Origin of the sequence: Providencia sp. PROV272 (genome assembly GCF_049901975.1) — a bacterium.
Classification (GTDB): domain Bacteria; phylum Pseudomonadota; class Gammaproteobacteria; order Enterobacterales; family Enterobacteriaceae; genus Providencia; species Providencia stuartii.
This window is the reverse complement of the sequence record NZ_CP096292.1, coordinates 1-13,719: the sequence shown is the minus strand read 5'-3', so window position 1 is coordinate 13,719 and position 13,719 is coordinate 1. Positions and strand designations below refer to the sequence as shown.

At 51.5% G+C, this 13,719-nt stretch carries 21 protein-coding genes; 6 read left to right on the top strand and 15 right to left on the bottom strand.

All coding sequences use genetic code 11. The features are described 5' to 3' along the window. The first annotated feature begins 121 nt into the window (after positions 1-121). The 4 genes from M1E93_RS19080 to M1E93_RS19065 are packed head-to-tail and all read left to right on the top strand — an operon-like array spanning position 122 to position 3,649. Complete coding sequence (locus M1E93_RS19080; RefSeq protein WP_001249396.1) at positions 122-739, top strand: hypothetical protein; 618 nt, start codon at positions 122-124, stop codon at positions 737-739. Further along, complete coding sequence (locus M1E93_RS19075) at positions 721-954, top strand: hypothetical protein (protein WP_001191892.1); 234 nt, start codon at positions 721-723, stop codon at positions 952-954. The genes M1E93_RS19080 and M1E93_RS19075 overlap by 19 nt, the downstream gene beginning before the upstream one ends. Next, positions 954-3,146: a DNA topoisomerase III gene (locus M1E93_RS19070; protein WP_000366822.1), complete on the top strand. Its 2,193-nt coding sequence runs from the start codon at positions 954-956 to the stop codon at positions 3,144-3,146. Before M1E93_RS19075 ends, M1E93_RS19070 begins: the two co-directional genes overlap by 1 nt. 14 nt (positions 3,147-3,160) lie before the next feature. Further along, complete coding sequence (locus tag M1E93_RS19065) at positions 3,161-3,649, top strand: hypothetical protein (protein ID WP_000468105.1); 489 nt, start codon at positions 3,161-3,163, stop codon at positions 3,647-3,649. A gap of 91 nt (positions 3,650-3,740) precedes the next feature. On the opposite strand, the gene M1E93_RS19060 is transcribed toward M1E93_RS19065, so the two are convergent. The 12 genes from M1E93_RS19060 to M1E93_RS19005 form a co-directional block, all read right to left on the bottom strand. Then, on the bottom strand, positions 3,741-4,019 hold the full coding sequence (locus M1E93_RS19060) for a hypothetical protein (RefSeq protein WP_014386427.1): 279 nt from the start codon (positions 4,017-4,019) through the stop codon (positions 3,741-3,743). A gap of 25 nt (positions 4,020-4,044) precedes the next feature. After that, positions 4,045-4,239, bottom strand: a complete 195-nt coding sequence (locus tag M1E93_RS19055; protein ID WP_213291358.1) for a hypothetical protein — start codon at positions 4,237-4,239, stop codon at positions 4,045-4,047. A gap of 12 nt (positions 4,240-4,251) precedes the next feature. Then, positions 4,252-4,869 (bottom strand): hypothetical protein, encoded by a 618-nt coding sequence (locus tag M1E93_RS19050; RefSeq protein ID WP_000464631.1) that lies wholly within the window; start codon positions 4,867-4,869, stop codon positions 4,252-4,254. 93 nt (positions 4,870-4,962) lie between these two features. After that, positions 4,963-5,181, bottom strand: coding sequence for a hypothetical protein (locus M1E93_RS19045; RefSeq protein WP_000362482.1), 219 nt, complete (start codon positions 5,179-5,181; stop codon positions 4,963-4,965). A gap of 205 nt (positions 5,182-5,386) precedes the next feature. After that, positions 5,387-6,043 carry a hypothetical protein gene (locus M1E93_RS19040; protein WP_000268551.1) on the bottom strand — a complete coding sequence of 219 codons (657 nt, stop codon included), beginning with the start codon at positions 6,041-6,043 and terminating at the stop codon, positions 5,387-5,389. Next, on the bottom strand, positions 6,043-7,470 hold the full coding sequence (locus M1E93_RS19035) for a DNA cytosine methyltransferase (protein WP_000936896.1): 1,428 nt from the start codon (positions 7,468-7,470) through the stop codon (positions 6,043-6,045). Before M1E93_RS19035 ends, M1E93_RS19040 begins: the two co-directional genes overlap by 1 nt. 3 nt (positions 7,471-7,473) lie before the next feature. After that, a complete protein-coding gene (locus M1E93_RS19030; RefSeq protein WP_000647189.1) occupies positions 7,474-7,974 on the bottom strand; it encodes a hypothetical protein in 501 nt (166 codons plus the stop codon). Between the two features lie 8 nt (positions 7,975-7,982). Further along, complete coding sequence (locus M1E93_RS19025) at positions 7,983-8,294, bottom strand: hypothetical protein (protein ID WP_002210541.1); 312 nt, start codon at positions 8,292-8,294, stop codon at positions 7,983-7,985. A 5-nt stretch (positions 8,295-8,299) separates the two neighbouring features. Continuing rightward, positions 8,300-8,806, bottom strand: coding sequence for a hypothetical protein (locus M1E93_RS19020; RefSeq protein WP_000566600.1), 507 nt, complete (start codon positions 8,804-8,806; stop codon positions 8,300-8,302). After that, positions 8,799-9,473: a thymidylate kinase gene (locus tag M1E93_RS19015; RefSeq protein ID WP_000344151.1), complete on the bottom strand. Its 675-nt coding sequence runs from the start codon at positions 9,471-9,473 to the stop codon at positions 8,799-8,801. Before M1E93_RS19015 ends, M1E93_RS19020 begins: the two co-directional genes overlap by 8 nt. Beyond that, a complete protein-coding gene (locus tag M1E93_RS19010) occupies positions 9,448-9,729 on the bottom strand; it encodes a hypothetical protein (RefSeq protein ID WP_000044824.1) in 282 nt (93 codons plus the stop codon). Before M1E93_RS19010 ends, M1E93_RS19015 begins: the two co-directional genes overlap by 26 nt. After that, positions 9,722-10,099, bottom strand: a complete 378-nt coding sequence (locus tag M1E93_RS19005; protein ID WP_001125905.1) for a hypothetical protein — start codon at positions 10,097-10,099, stop codon at positions 9,722-9,724. Before M1E93_RS19005 ends, M1E93_RS19010 begins: the two co-directional genes overlap by 8 nt. A gap of 318 nt (positions 10,100-10,417) precedes the next feature. On the opposite strand from M1E93_RS19005, the gene M1E93_RS19000 reads away from it, so the two are divergent. Continuing rightward, positions 10,418-10,561 carry a hypothetical protein gene (locus M1E93_RS19000; protein WP_000939033.1) on the top strand — a complete coding sequence of 48 codons (144 nt, stop codon included), beginning with the start codon at positions 10,418-10,420 and terminating at the stop codon, positions 10,559-10,561. A 91-nt stretch (positions 10,562-10,652) separates the two neighbouring features. After that, a complete protein-coding gene (locus M1E93_RS18995) occupies positions 10,653-11,288 on the top strand; it encodes an N-6 DNA methylase (RefSeq protein ID WP_000074431.1) in 636 nt (211 codons plus the stop codon). A 52-nt stretch (positions 11,289-11,340) separates the two neighbouring features. Here M1E93_RS18995 and M1E93_RS18990 read toward each other — a convergent pair whose 3' ends face one another. The 3 genes from M1E93_RS18990 to M1E93_RS18980 are packed head-to-tail and all read right to left on the bottom strand — an operon-like array spanning position 11,341 to position 13,632. Continuing rightward, a complete protein-coding gene (locus M1E93_RS18990) occupies positions 11,341-11,613 on the bottom strand; it encodes a helix-turn-helix domain-containing protein (RefSeq protein WP_000703827.1) in 273 nt (90 codons plus the stop codon). A gap of 48 nt (positions 11,614-11,661) precedes the next feature. Beyond that, on the bottom strand, positions 11,662-12,843 hold the full coding sequence (locus tag M1E93_RS18985; RefSeq protein ID WP_001207227.1) for a ParB/RepB/Spo0J family partition protein: 1,182 nt from the start codon (positions 12,841-12,843) through the stop codon (positions 11,662-11,664). A gap of 3 nt (positions 12,844-12,846) precedes the next feature. Further along, positions 12,847-13,632 (bottom strand): ParA family protein, encoded by a 786-nt coding sequence (locus M1E93_RS18980; RefSeq protein WP_001151304.1) that lies wholly within the window; start codon positions 13,630-13,632, stop codon positions 12,847-12,849. Between the last annotated feature and the right edge of the window lie 87 nt (positions 13,633-13,719).

Below are 13,719 nucleotides of genomic sequence, written 5' to 3'. Positions count from 1 at the left end.
CAAAACACCTTTAGATCGCACACACGCCTATCTGTCCAATTTGGGCAGTTTGAGAAACCAGCTTTCCATCCCCCCCCTTTTAGAATGGGCTCATCGACAATTTTTGATGAGGAACGACACGATGAGACAACTGATAGCAATTCTGGGAGTGGCAATTCTGGCCGGGTGTGCCTCTAACGCCCCCGAGCAAAAGCCTCAGCCCCAGACTGCCCCTGCCGAAAATGACAAACCTGCCCGAGTTAGCCGGGAACTGTCGATGGCATGGGACAACATGGGGCGCGGTGGTGCTGCATTACGTCAACCTGGTTATATCCATGTGCTGGGCGACGGTAATGTCAGCGCAACGATGAACAAGGTCAAAGATGACTCCGCTGGTTCAGATAAAACTCCAGCAGGGATCAAGCAGCACGGGGATGTGAACGAAGCCATCAATACCTTCAAGTCCATGAATAAAGGCAAAGGCTACTCGCTGTACGAGTTGTCACGCTGGGAACGCTATTGCGATGGCGGCAAAGGTATGGACGAGCACGATTGGCGCTTTGTGGAAGCCGAGGGGACTACAAACATCCCCAAGGATGTTGTAACCGGCTGCATACCACCTACCCACACCTATCAAGATTATCTGAATGCCTGGACGCACTTTTGCACCAGCCAGGCTGTAACTGACGCAGATCGCCGCATTGTGCGCGAGTCCGTGCGTCCCTATTCAGTGGTGAACCCATGCAAAGCTCTGAAATAAGAAACCAGACAGAGCCAAGCCGTAAGGCTGAGCTCTTCGACGCTTTATCAATCATGCTCCAGGAGGCCGGTTCGAGGGGTAATTCCCGCGAAGCGGCCTATGTCATTTCTGGAGTCCTCGAAAACCTCTCCAGAGACTACCCCGAAGTCAAAGGTCTGGCCCAAAGCTGGGCTGAGCTGGCGAATCTGGAATCAAAGATGAGAGGAGCTGCTTAATGGACCTTTATATCTGCGAGAAGCCTTCTCAGGCCAAAGATTTGGCTGGCGTAATGAAGGCCTCCCAACGAGGTGATGGATTTCTCCATGATGGAGGAAACCGCGTTATTACGTGGGCGTTCGGCCACCTGCTGGAATTGTATATGCCAGACGATTATGACGAACGCTACAAGTCATGGTCACTGGAGACCCTCCCTATTGCACCAGAGTCATGGCGGTACAACGTTCGCAAGAGTGCGTTCAAACAGTACAAAATTGTTGAGGGACTGGTCAAAAAGGCGAGCACCATCTACATCTCAACGGACTACGACCGAGAAGGTGAGGCTATCGCCCGTTCGCTTCTGGATCGATTCCGCTACTCTGGCCCTATTCGCCGGGTTTGTTTGACGGCTCTCGATGAGTCAAGCATCAAGAAAGCGCTGAACAACGTAAAGGATGGCAAGGATACGGTCTCACTCTACTACGCCGCATTGGCACGGCAACGCGCTGACTGGTTGGTAGGCATGAACGTGAGCCGCCTCTACACAGTGCTGGCCCGAGATGTCGGCTTCAACCACACTCTTCACGTTGGCAGGGTTATCACCCCAACCGTCGCTCTTGTTTGTCAACGGGACCGAGAGATCGCCGGTTTCACCCCCTCACCATACTGGACTCTGGGTGTGAACGTGTCCGTACAGAATGGACAGTTTGCCGCCCAATGGATACCACCAGAAGAGTGCAGTGACGAGCAAGGCCGGTGCGTCAATAAGGCCTATGCCGAGCAGGTAGCCTCCCAGGTCAATGGTGCCAATGCTGTTATCAGCAAAGCAGAAACCAAACCAGGTAAAGAGTCAGCCCCCCTCCCCTTCGATCTAACGTCGCTGCAACAATACGCAAGCAAACGATGGGGATACACCGCTCAGCAGGTACTGGATGCAGCTCAAGCTCTGTACGAGACGCACAAAGCGACCACCTACCCTCGTACTGATAGTCGTTATCTACCCGAGAGCCAAAAGGAAGACATTCCGGACATTCTCCAGGCGCTCATTTTGTCCGATCAGAACGTCTCTGGGCTGGTGGCTGGCGCAGATCCTCATCGCAAGGCCAGGGTATTCAATGACGCCAAAGTGACCGCGCACCACGCGATCATTCCAACACCGGCCAGAACAGACATCAGTGCCATGTCTGAGATCGAGTTCAATCTTTACGACGCCATCCGTCGTTTCTACATCGCGCAGTTCTACAGCGAGTTCGAGTTCACCAAAACCTCCATCGAGGTGCAGTGTGGGCGTCACCTCTTTGCGGCCTCTGGTAAGACACCTGCCAAACAAGGCTGGAAGGTTTTGTTTGCTTCTGATAGTGAAAGCAGTCCCAAGGACGAGGGGGAAGACACCGACGCGCCGGTTGAACAAGAGAAGCTCCCCAGGGTTAGCCAGGGCGAACCCGCTTTGCTTAATGGTGCCGAGCTGGCAAACAAAATGACGCGGCCAGCACCGCACTTCACCGAAGCCACATTGCTTGCCGCGATGGAGAACATTGCCCGGTTCGTGACTGAGGAGAAGTTCAAGCAAATTCTCAAAGACACAGCCGGTTTAGGCACTCCAGCAACACGCGCAAGCATCATCCAGGGCGCTGTTGATAAAGGCTACTTCAAACGTCAGAAAAAGGTACTGCTTGCAACTGATAAGGCTCATGCGCTTATCGCAGTGCTTCCACCAGCCATCAAATCACCCGGCATGACTGCGGCTTGGGAGCAGGAGCTTGAGAAAGTCGCCTCCGGCTCCGGGAATATGTCTGTCTTCATGAAGCAGATTTCCACCTGGATCTGCCAAATGGTTGAGCAGCTCAAAGTGCCCGCACCGGTTCTGACCAAAGAAGGTGGCGCGATGGCTAAAGCCTTCGAGGGCGCTAAGCCGCCTTCACACGAATGCTTCAACTGCGGTGGAGAGATGCACCGGATCAAAGGGAAGAACGGATTTTTCTGGGGCTGCCAGAACGAGGCTTGCAAGAAGACGTTCCCAGACAACCGAGGGAAACCCGAGAAGCGTATCGCGGCTGAGGATTGTCCAGACTGCCCAGATTGCGGTAGCCCGATGCGTCTCAGGAAAGGAAAAGCGCCCGGCAAGAAGCGAGCTTCTAAGTTCTGGGGCTGCACCGCCTATCCCGATTGCAAAGGCACTATGCCCTTCAAAAAGTCGGACTTTATGGATTGATAGAGGAATTAAGTATGTTTGGAACAATCATTTTAACTGCGATGCTCACCACCAGCTCAGCCACTGCCGAAGATGCAGGGAAGAACATCGCCTCAGGCTTGGCGGCGGCATCCGCCAGCCAAATGGGGCAGGCCGTAATGCCAACTTTAGCTACCAGCTCGGCCATTGCAAAAAGCGCAGGTAAAGGCATGGTGTCAGGTTTGGCTGCGGCGACTGCCAGCTACATTCCCCAAGACGAGCTGAGCTTTACTCGAAGCTATAAGAACTCTGAGGCTGTGGATATGGCAAAGGGCCTGGGGACATTGAAAGAAGCGCCTGAGTTTCTCTACGTTGTTACAGACGTAAATGCCAACATGGCGGTCAAATGCAAGCGCGTCTGGGAGCCTCAATCTCTGGCTTTAAGTCCAGTGATTGTTGAGCTGGTGGAACTACGTAAGACGAACAACAAAGACAGCTACGAACAAGCACTATCCCACCTCGATTGTTCAATGTTCACAGACTAAAACAATTAAGGGGCCGATGGCCCCTAATTTTTAATAACCCAATTTCTTTTGATACCTGATTTTCCTACCAAGCACAGTTGTCATACACCATTCAATTCACATGGATAGCGAATACTTCAACCGGACAATCTCCAAAGTGCGGGTGCGTTATAACACTCCTTGAGAAGCCACGCCAAGGGCGAATCTCTATCCTGGACATATCTCCAGCCTTTGGGTAGCCACACTTAACATGGACTTCATCATACTCGCGCCCCTCTAGTCTTTTTATCCAGTAGTCTGTAACGAGGCGATATTCATCTGGTTTTTCTCCAGATTTGATCTGATCGAAGTAAATCTTTTTTACGGGCAGATGAAGTATTCTCTTTTTCATAATCACCACCTGATAGCCCATCAGACTATCTAACTATTCGACAAAACATCCCTTTTTCAATTTCTGTCTCTCTCGCCTCATGGGCCAATACAATATCCGCGATAACACGAATATTCCCTTCATAGTTGCGAATGGCCGCATCCCTCATCGTGTCTAAAGTGTCCTGACACTTCGCTCGCCTGAATTTAACGAGCCAACTTTGCCGATCTATCTTGTCCACACCAAATCCCATTTAGCGAACCATGTATCCAGCTTTTTTGGCCGCAGCATCAAGCTCGGAGGAGAAGTTAACGTCGGACTTTTCTGCCGCGTTATAGAGGGCTCCACACTTGGGCCATGAGCGTCCTACCAGTTTCATCGCCAACGCATCCGCCAGCATTTCTCGGATCTGTGTTTCAGCCTCACCAAAATCGGCCAGAGTTTCGTCTATGCCCGACTCTTCCATCAGCTCGATGAGCTGTGGTTGTTTGAGCCAGACGCCTGTTTGCATTTCCAACTGATCTCTTGCATCGGCCACCAATTGGCGTTCAAGGGTTACGCCATTCACGGTCTTAACAAATTGCTTTGGCTGACGCTTTACCTTTTTTGGCCTGGACACATCAGAGATAACCGTCACCGGCTTCCCACGCAGTTCACGCGGCAACGGTCCACTTAGCCCCAGAACTAAGCGACGAGCGTACTCATGCTCGTATGGTTTCAACCCTCGACCTTCACGGTACATTTCAGTATCCACCAGCAGATCACCGCGCAGCCTCGCATTTTTCCGCACTTGTTCGGACAAGACCGATTTACCCTTCCCGCTGGCTCCCATTACGAGCGAGTGAGATTCTACTTTGTTATCAAAAAACATAATTCCGCCCCCAAGGAGGTGTTGCTATAAAACATGGTTTGAACATCCGTATTTTCACGGCAATAACCGCCGGATAATGCAAGACTCCCAAACCTAAATAGGTCTCCAGGTGATGACATCGAAGTCATAGCTGACTTCCGAGTTGTCGTCCGCCGTTCGCCACGAACAATCATCTTCCTGAACATGGATCAAGTCGTACTCAACAATTTTGCCCGACCAACATCCTTTAAGCTGGCAATGAACAGGCACACCGACGACCGGCATCTTGTCGTTGACGCTGATCCACGGTTCTTGCTTTTGATCCAGATCCACCGGTTAGTCCTCTATGAACGATTTAATGGATCGCCCATCAAAAAACAGTTTCCCAGTTCCTGATACCGAATGTACTTCTGGAGCTGCCTTCCCTTTCAGGAGTTTCTGATAGCGCACCGCGTCTTTGAGCTCAGAGATCCTGACGCCAATGAGTGTGGCCGTCTCCTCAACTGTTAAAATACGGTCCCAAAAGCTGGTGGCGCTGTTATTGCGCCCACCGATACTCTGGGCAACGCACTCTGTTCTGGCCGCTTTTCCCTTTGCCATTGGCAATGTCCTCTTCATTCTTCTCAGCCCCCAGCTTACTCAGTATTTCAGCTTTTGTAGCGCGATGGCCGCGCATTAAAAGAGCATTCAGCAGGTATCCAGTGAACACCTCTGTACTCGGCATACGGTCAAGCAACTCAACATACTGCTCATCCGTCAAATCATGGATCTCACAATATTTTTCCACCGCCTTTTCGTAGGCTTCTGCGTAGCCATGAGTGGAAATCCTGAAAGCAATATCCCCATTGCCGTAGCCTGGCTTTGTGACGAGAAAACAAGGCGCGAAGTAGGTTCTCTTCACCCCCATCCGGCTCCGGTTCTCAATGCTGATATAAGCCCTCAGCCCCTCAGCAATGATGTTTGGCCCGGAGTTGCGTCGCCGCTTACAAGTCTTATTCTGACGCTTCACCTCTTCTGCCTCAGCTTCCCACTTTCGGTCCAAGCTGTAGGCCAGCCGGTGAGCTGTTGCGTAGGAATACTCTCTCAAGGAGAAGTATTCCTGCCGGTAATCATCCGCCACCCCAACTGTTCGTGCGACACGGAACCCGACGAAACCGGCGTCATGGGTTCCCTCGCCGTAGTAAATGACTGCCATTATCTACCTTCCTTACTTCTGATACCGTGCTGCACCACGGTATGGCGACCGCAATTCACATTCAGGTGATCCCGAACTGCGGCCATGACCGCTGAATGCAATCTGTAATCCACACTCTGCCCAAGCGTTTCTGTCGCTTGTTCTTTTGCCATCCACGAAACATCAAAGCTATCAGGTATCGACATCAACTCCTGAACCAGATCGACCGATGGCTTGTAAATGCGGCCACCGTCTTGGATGTACACTGCATCCTTTACCCCACGATCCTGAGACTTGAGGATGGTCGGGCAACTGGTGCTTTCTCTCGTCAAGAACGCAGGCATCCTGCGAGAAGTTGACTCTCTGGCCTGAATTGACTTCAACACTGTGACGTCAGCACAATCCCCGAGGTGCTTCTCGATCACCGGCCACAATCGTCCACCAGCTCTCTGCTCAGGTTTCGGTGGAACGAACCCAGGGAAGACCGACGCCACCATGTAATAGCGTTCTCGCCCCTGGTAAGCGCCGAAATCCAGACCGTTCAAGACCATCTCAGTGAGGAAGTACCCCATCCGCCGCAGTGTCGTTCCCATCATCGCCCCGGCTCCGGATGCTTTGAAGTTCGGGACGTTTTCCACCAGCACGACGGCAGGGTTCACGACCTCGATCTGTTTTAGTGCCGGGTAAACCATGTCGAGCATGGTGGAGAGATCCTCAAGAGAACGCTCTTTGTCCCTTGGACTTTTGGCGTTTGAGTGGTCATCACACCCCAACGAGTAATGGGCCAAACCAATTGGTGGGCACTCCGCCAGCAAGGCTCCAAGGCGATCCAGCTCCAGGTGATGAATGTCTTCATTCAGCAGGATACGCGGGGAGCTGTTCACCAGCGTATTGAGCGCATGTACTTCACTCAGGTTCCGCCCGGATGCTCTGTCTCTGGCTTCAACTGGACGATGCTCCAAAACAATCTCAGCCTTCCAGCCAAGCGCTTCCATAACATGAATGTCTACCCCGCCAGTCAATGCCACAAAGGCACGGAAAGGGCTGGTTTTTCTGAACCGATCCGCAATGGCAAAGGCTCTGTTTGCGACAGGAGTGAAGACTACTCGGCCTTTTCGCATTTCGACGTGGAAACGCTCTGTATAGCGAGGGAAGCACTTATCTATGAGCCCTTGTCCAGAAAACTCAATAACGGTTTCCAGCGGGTTGTTGGAGCGACTCTTTGGTTGATACCGGCGCTGATAAACCTGGTGTGTCTGTAGTTCATCGGTCGCTGGGATCACCGAAAAACCGCCCATCCCCTCCCCTGGCTCAACGGCGATGCCCATACCTGGCTTGAACCCCATAACATCCAAAAAGTTGGACGAAACCCTAACCTTGCGTTTATCGCCTACTCGATTGAACGCAAGTTGTTTGGTTACTACGGAGGGGGAGACGATCGGTAACATTGGTCAACCTCTTTTCTTCTTGTTTTGCTCGCGCTTCACCATTGCTCCAGCAGCTTTCAGAAGTCTCTGGTTCTCCGCCAGCTCCTCTTGGAGTTCCTGAGTATCCTCTTCTGTCTGAGGCTTTTTCAGCTCGGCCTCGCAATATTGGACCTCTTCCTGCAAGCTGACTTTCGCAAACTTGAGAGCGGCCAGTCGCGTCGTATAAACGCCAAAAGGCAATTCGCCACCTTCCCGGAACTGCTTCAAACACCAGCTCGGTATAGATGGCAACCAACCAAAGTCCCCATTCTTCCGTGACCTTTTCCCCCACGTAATCCCATCTAACTTTTGGGCAAGATTGACATAGCGTTGATCGCTGGTTGAGTTGCGTCGTTTCTGAATAGAGCGAACTATCCACTCTGTAACCTCGACCTTTGCTTTATCATCATCAGAGATGTAATAAAGGGCTGCGTACAACACAGCGCCTTTACGAATGACTGATGGTGGGTATGCCTGGGCTTTCATCTATCCCCCTATCGCTTTTTCTGTCCGACAAGACGGAGATGATCGGCGGCCAAGTCATACTGCTCGTTTTTGTCGCGGCGGCGGAATCTGTCAAAAAACTTCCCTCGTGGCAGGGTTTCTTCCATAGCGATCAGGCGGTTCAGCCACACTTCTTGAGGTAGCATCCCTGCTGGAGTCGGCCCGAGCTTACGTCCTTCCTTGACGTGCTCCATTGTTTGCGTGGCAGTAAAAATCGCACCACCAAACTTTCTCCACTTGAATTGCAGGGGCATATCTGGAGACTCATCCAGCATCAATTTCTTATTGGTTTGTTCTGTCACGACAATTACTCCACCATCCATTCTTCACTAAGCAGGAACGCCCAGCGCTCTTCTGCTTTTTCTGGGTTGTCTTTGGCCTGTTTGATCATGATCTCGGCGGCGTTAAAGCCTACCTCTCCACTGAACCGGCCCCATGAATGGCTATGCCACTCGCGCATCACACTTCGGCCAAGCGATGCAAGTTCTGGACTTACACCCTCATGGAGGGCATAGAGCTCCCAAGCATCCCACCCGTATCGTAATAGGTTGTGCCCTGGGGCGTTAAAGGCCTGAGCAGCCTTGAACCGCTCTCCAGGCTCCTTCCCTCTAACATCCACACCCTGGAGCACCAACCCCATTACCACTTCAATGACCGGCTCGCGTTGCTTCTTTGCCAGCTCGATGGCAGCCACCAGCATTGCTTTGGCGTCAGCAAATTTCCCATGCCCTTGGCACATACCGCAGGTTTCTTTGGAAGGGGAAAAGTCATAAACACCGGAACCAGCACAGAGGCGGCATGTCATGTCAATCATGGGCTCTTCTCTCCTCATACTCTTCGATGCGCTCTTTCAGACGCTGAACCACTGGTGCGAGCTCAGGGATAGCTTCCGCTTCCTCAAGCGTGTATCGCTTGTCTTCCTGGTAATCGACTATTTGAGGAGGCCTTGGCTGTTTAGGGAACTCAGCAAAGTCATTCAGCGACATCGAGGTAGGAAGTCCTCCTTCAATCTCACCTTTTTCGTTGAGTGACTGGGTGACGATAAGCTGTGTTCCGCCCACCTCGGTATCAAAGCGGTCATCAAAGCGCTCACCGATAGTCCAGCCGCCACGGCCAAGAACACAGGTCGTACTCATACGTAGGCGATTGAATGCTTTAGCGTCATCCCAGTTCAAAGGATTTTCATCCATGAGGAAAAAAGGCGCTTCGTCCCGAACGAACACCTTGGACTTGGCGTTATCGAAGATCGGCCCAAACACCCCCTGCTGGAGGTATGGTTCGACCTTCTCTGCAAGATCCTGGTGCCCTTGAGAACGCAGCGCCTCATAGAGCTGGGTGATTGTTTGTTTGCCGGTGCCCGGAAGGCAGGACAATACTGTCTGCTTTTCCTCGTCACTCAGGCTTACCATTCTGGACAAAAAGCTGACTACCAGCTCGTTGTGCCCATCGACCGTTTCAATGTTGAGCTTGTTCTCGTCCATCTTCTTCCTCAGTAATCGGTTCGATAAATTCAATGGAGTCCATGCTTACATGACTGATAATGGCTTTCAGGCCGCAGCAGTCGCATGGTTCAAAGGTCAGTTCTGATCCCTTGGGAGACTGATGCGTGACCGTTGCCACAGCCCCTAGAGGGATCACCCCCCAGCCGTTTTTTAGTACCCGAGTAGTTCTGACCAGCCGACCTTTGTACTCTCGTTTCAGTTTCGGATGCGGCACTACCGCATATCGCTTACTCATTTCGGTCCCCTTGTACCAAAGGCTCGACAACCAGCTCTTGAGCTTCGTCCCAGTCGGACACCTTTGCATCACCAAACGCAAAGGCAATTCGCATAGCCACTGTCGGCCTGCCTATTTTCATCAAGTAAGCCGCAGCACCGGCACACATCGACTCTTGTCCCGAAGGTGCATAGTTACCCTCTTCATCCCATTCACCACCTGACTTTGAATGCACGGTCTTGTGGCAATGAAACGTCGTCATGTCGTTTTCAACGATGTCGTTGATGATGCCTTCTAATCGCCCAGGGACCAGCTCGATAGCGCCCTCCTTCCGGAATGGACAGTTGGCGCAAGGTTTCTTCAAACGGAGATGATTTGCTTGCTTTGGCATACATATCACTTTTACAGTATCATTTTATGATTCTATGATATAGCCATATTCCGTGTAGTCAATATCTCACTAACAATTACTTTCTATCGGACGCTTACGCGCCCATTTTGGGCAGATAGACAAGTTATTTGGGCGTTTGGAGTGTGCGAGGTGGACAGCGGGGAGACTTTCACATGTGAAAGTTTTGTTTCTTGGTATCGTTTTATTGTCCCTTGATATTATTTTATGATGCTGTAATAATCATAAATAAGGGCCGCATCGCTCTTCGACCTTCGTTGCAGCCCTTACAACACAATCAAGCAATTAAGGAGCTTTGTTATGCTGCAAGGCAATACTAACACGAATAAGCGCATCCCGCTCGCGGCGTTCATGAAATGGCCGCTGGCGAAACGTCAGGACTTCATCGACCGGGAAATGTCCGGTTGCCCCGACTTTATCAAGACGTCTTTGCTTCGGCATTAAGGCGATCAGGCAGGAAAGCAAAGAACCTCGCTTCGGCGGGGTTCTTCGTTTCTACCTCTTGAATGTTTCGTCAGAACAAACTGGAGCGCTTATGTCACCAGAAACACAGCAACTTACATCCAAGGCTTTATCTCTCATCGAGCAGTCCCGATACAGAATGGGCACATCTCGGTTTGTTGAGGCCTTTATTGACCAGTGGGCATACTTGCAGACTGGCCTATACCCAGCCAAGGAGGAGATCCCGGAAGAACTTCAGCCGGTCGCCTTCGAGCTCTCTCACGTCCTGTCTGCCGCCATTAAGCGCGACCCCACCAGCGATGTTTTGGGTTACGTCCTAAGCATGTCTGGCTTCCACAAGAAGGGCACCAATTACTTCCCCACTCCTCCAGAGATTGGCCGCTTGATGTCACTCATTGTTGGCTCACAGTCTTCGGCAGACTTTTATGAGCCCTGCTGTGGTTCTGGCATCAACGCCATTCACTGGATGGAAAACCTGATCGAGAACCACGGTCCCGAAGCATTGAGAGAAGCCTCAATCTACCTGGAAGACATCGATCCGTTGATGGTGAAGTGCTGCATGATCCAGCTATTCCATTATTTCGAGTCCCGCAATACCACTCCCAAAACGCTGAGTATCGTCGGCATAGACACCCTTAGCAGACGAACCAAGAACATCGCCTACTACGCCGAAAAACCTCCAGCAACCGCCGCTACCGTGGCAGCATAAAAAAACCCGCCGATTGGCGGGTTTTGCATTCAATGCGCTGCTCTATGGCACCTTACAGTTTTCCGTACCGGTTCAAGAACGAAGACCTGTCTAAGATCCCCCAGTCTGTCAGCATGTAGTAGCCGGTGGCACCTCGTTCGCCGGTAGACTCCCTGACGAACAAGATATTCATTCCGAACTCATCACGCAGGGCAGACAACTGTCTCTTGATCGTTGATTCAGGAATATTTGTTGCCTTGTGAAGGTCTTGGAGACTTGGCTTCTCCGTTTTAGACAGGGCATTCACCAAAGCAAATTTTCTTTTCATGTCCTGTGAGATCTTCATATTCACCTGTTCTTGACAGGCCCAACCTCTCTGGCTGGGCCTCCTTTATTAGCCTTCGACACTCAGGAGTTCAATGTCTGACACAGGCACATGAACATGCTTTTCCTTGCCTTCGCCATCGAGCGTTTTAACCCAGACAGTAGACGGAACCAGAGCAACACGGTCGGTCATGATGACTCCACGTTTGGTCTCGCCATCCAGGTTAACGTTGACAGCAAAAATCAAACTGTCAGCCCGGACGTTCTTCCATTCCTTGTCCTTCGGCAGAGGAGGAAGAGCATCACCGCCTTCTTCATCTTTGTCCTTGCCGCTGTTATCTGGCTGCTTGACAGGATCTTTGTGCTCACCCTCTTCATCACGCAAAGGGTCTTCGTCATCATCGTCCTGACCATTGGAATTTTTACCCCCTTCCAGTTCCTCCTGGGCAAGGTTCAGGTCGTCATTCCCGGTTTGTTCCGACGTACCATCCCCACCCGAGTTGAGGGATTGCTCGTCGGTGTTGCCAGCGCCAAGCTCATCATTCTGGTGGGAGCCAGTCAGTGGGCCTTTTTCCATTTCGTCTTTGATACGTTTGGCATCATTCAGCAGCTCACGGCTTTGTTTACGAGTAATCCCGTCAGACATAGCCACCGCGCAGACGGCGCGACATCTTTCTTCATTCAGATCGAACAAGAGACGAAGGTTATTCAAGGTCTCTGTATCAGAACATACTTCATTATCGTATAACTCACGCACACAGTCAGGTAGCTTGAGCAACGACAGATGCGTAGATACGAAAGTGATATTCTTACCGAGCCGATCAGCAATATCCTTTTGCTTCCAACCTTCTTCAATAAACAGGTTTAACGCCTCGGCAATCTCTACCGGAGTCAAGTCATCCCGCTGGATGTTTTCGATCAGCTCACCAGCAGTCTCGTCCAAGTTGTTCTGGACCTTATCATTCACCACCAAGTCAATGGTCTCGATACCAGCGTGTTTACACGCTCTCCAACGCCGCTCCCCTTTTTGGATGACGAACTTGCCTTCTTCGTTCTTCGGGAACACGATGATCGGAGACTGCTGCCCTTCGGTCAGCAAGGTTGCCGCCAGCTCTTCAATGTTACGGAAGCGCTTACGAACCTGGACCTTGGATACAACGTCGTCAACAGGTACGGTAAGAACCTCTTTGCCTTTCTTGCCTTTGGCGGCTTTAGCAAGTTCGGACAGGCCTTTTAAATTGTTCAATGCCATCGCTTAGCCCACCTTCTCTAATAGTTCTTCCAACACCGCCTCAACTTCTTTGGCCGCGACATGTCCATAGCGAAGCTCCCAGACAGGGATGCCATCAGTCGTCGCCGTATCGAGCGGAGGCCGGTGCATAATTTTGTTCTCAAACAACAGATCCGGAACTGTGTTCTCCAGCGACTTGAGGGCTTTGTCGTGATTGACAGAGCGGTCCATGTCGTTGATCACGATGCCCAGGATCTCCAAATCTTGGTTGTACGCCTCGCGCACACCAATAATCGTGTTCAGGAGACCTTCTACGCCGTCCACAGCGAAGCCAGAGAGCTTTACTGGACATGCCACATGGGTAGACATCACCAACGCTGCCACCAGCTTTCTGCCGAGGCTAGGCGGACAATCAATCAGCACGTAGTCGTAGTTCTCAAACAGCTCAGCCAAATGGCGAGCCGGATTCATGGCCTGGTCAAGAGGCACAGCCTCCATCTCAAACAGATCCGGGTCGTTTTTCGGCGTATGAATGAGGTCTGCACCGCAAGGGCAGTGCATGACCTCAATGCCGTCCAGCTCGTAAGCGAACAGCTCTGCGGTTTTGGTTCCTGTGAGGATGGGCTCGTAGTCACCATCCTCAAGCTCTCGTCTGGGGGCCAGTCGAGAGGACGTGTTCCCCTGACCATCCATATCCAAGACCAGCACTTTCTTTTTCTTCTGTAACGCCAGATAAAAGGCCTGCTGGATACAGAGGGTACTCTTACCCACTCCGCCTTTCTGGTTGGCGAAGCTGATTACTTTTGCCATACCCACCTCTATTTTGGTTTCTCGCAGGTGATCAAGACCACCCCCAAACTTTCACATGTGAAAGATTGTAGCGATCATAAAATGATA

What these genes read in the sequence shown, in the direction of transcription:
- M1E93_RS19075 (WP_001191892.1), top strand. Translation starts at nt 721, where the DNA reads ATGCAAAGCTCTGAAATAAGAAACCAGACAGAGCCAAGCCGTAAGGCT.
- M1E93_RS19015 (WP_000344151.1), bottom strand. Translation starts at nt 9,473, where the DNA reads ATGGACGAGAACAAGCTCAACATTGAAACGGTCGATGGGCACAACGAG.
- M1E93_RS19005 (WP_001125905.1), bottom strand. Translation starts at nt 10,099, where the DNA reads ATGCCAAAGCAAGCAAATCATCTCCGTTTGAAGAAACCTTGCGCCAAC.
- M1E93_RS19080 (WP_001249396.1), top strand. Translation starts at nt 122, where the DNA reads ATGAGACAACTGATAGCAATTCTGGGAGTGGCAATTCTGGCCGGGTGT.
- M1E93_RS19065 (WP_000468105.1), top strand. Translation starts at nt 3,161, where the DNA reads ATGTTTGGAACAATCATTTTAACTGCGATGCTCACCACCAGCTCAGCC.
- M1E93_RS18995 (WP_000074431.1), top strand. Translation starts at nt 10,653, where the DNA reads ATGTCACCAGAAACACAGCAACTTACATCCAAGGCTTTATCTCTCATC.
- M1E93_RS19010 (WP_000044824.1), bottom strand. Translation starts at nt 9,729, where the DNA reads ATGAGTAAGCGATATGCGGTAGTGCCGCATCCGAAACTGAAACGAGAG.
- M1E93_RS19035 (WP_000936896.1), bottom strand. Translation starts at nt 7,470, where the DNA reads ATGTTACCGATCGTCTCCCCCTCCGTAGTAACCAAACAACTTGCGTTC.
- M1E93_RS19030 (WP_000647189.1), bottom strand. Translation starts at nt 7,974, where the DNA reads ATGAAAGCCCAGGCATACCCACCATCAGTCATTCGTAAAGGCGCTGTG.
- M1E93_RS19020 (WP_000566600.1), bottom strand. Translation starts at nt 8,806, where the DNA reads ATGATTGACATGACATGCCGCCTCTGTGCTGGTTCCGGTGTTTATGAC.
- M1E93_RS19040 (WP_000268551.1), bottom strand. Translation starts at nt 6,043, where the DNA reads ATGGCAGTCATTTACTACGGCGAGGGAACCCATGACGCCGGTTTCGTC.
- M1E93_RS18985 (WP_001207227.1), bottom strand. Translation starts at nt 12,843, where the DNA reads ATGGCATTGAACAATTTAAAAGGCCTGTCCGAACTTGCTAAAGCCGCC.
- M1E93_RS18980 (WP_001151304.1), bottom strand. Translation starts at nt 13,632, where the DNA reads ATGGCAAAAGTAATCAGCTTCGCCAACCAGAAAGGCGGAGTGGGTAAG.
- M1E93_RS19050 (WP_000464631.1), bottom strand. Translation starts at nt 4,869, where the DNA reads ATGTTTTTTGATAACAAAGTAGAATCTCACTCGCTCGTAATGGGAGCC.
- M1E93_RS19070 (WP_000366822.1), top strand. Translation starts at nt 954, where the DNA reads ATGGACCTTTATATCTGCGAGAAGCCTTCTCAGGCCAAAGATTTGGCT.
- M1E93_RS19060 (WP_014386427.1), bottom strand. Translation starts at nt 4,019, where the DNA reads ATGAAAAAGAGAATACTTCATCTGCCCGTAAAAAAGATTTACTTCGAT.
- M1E93_RS18990 (WP_000703827.1), bottom strand. Translation starts at nt 11,613, where the DNA reads ATGAAGATCTCACAGGACATGAAAAGAAAATTTGCTTTGGTGAATGCC.
- M1E93_RS19000 (WP_000939033.1), top strand. Translation starts at nt 10,418, where the DNA reads ATGCTGCAAGGCAATACTAACACGAATAAGCGCATCCCGCTCGCGGCG.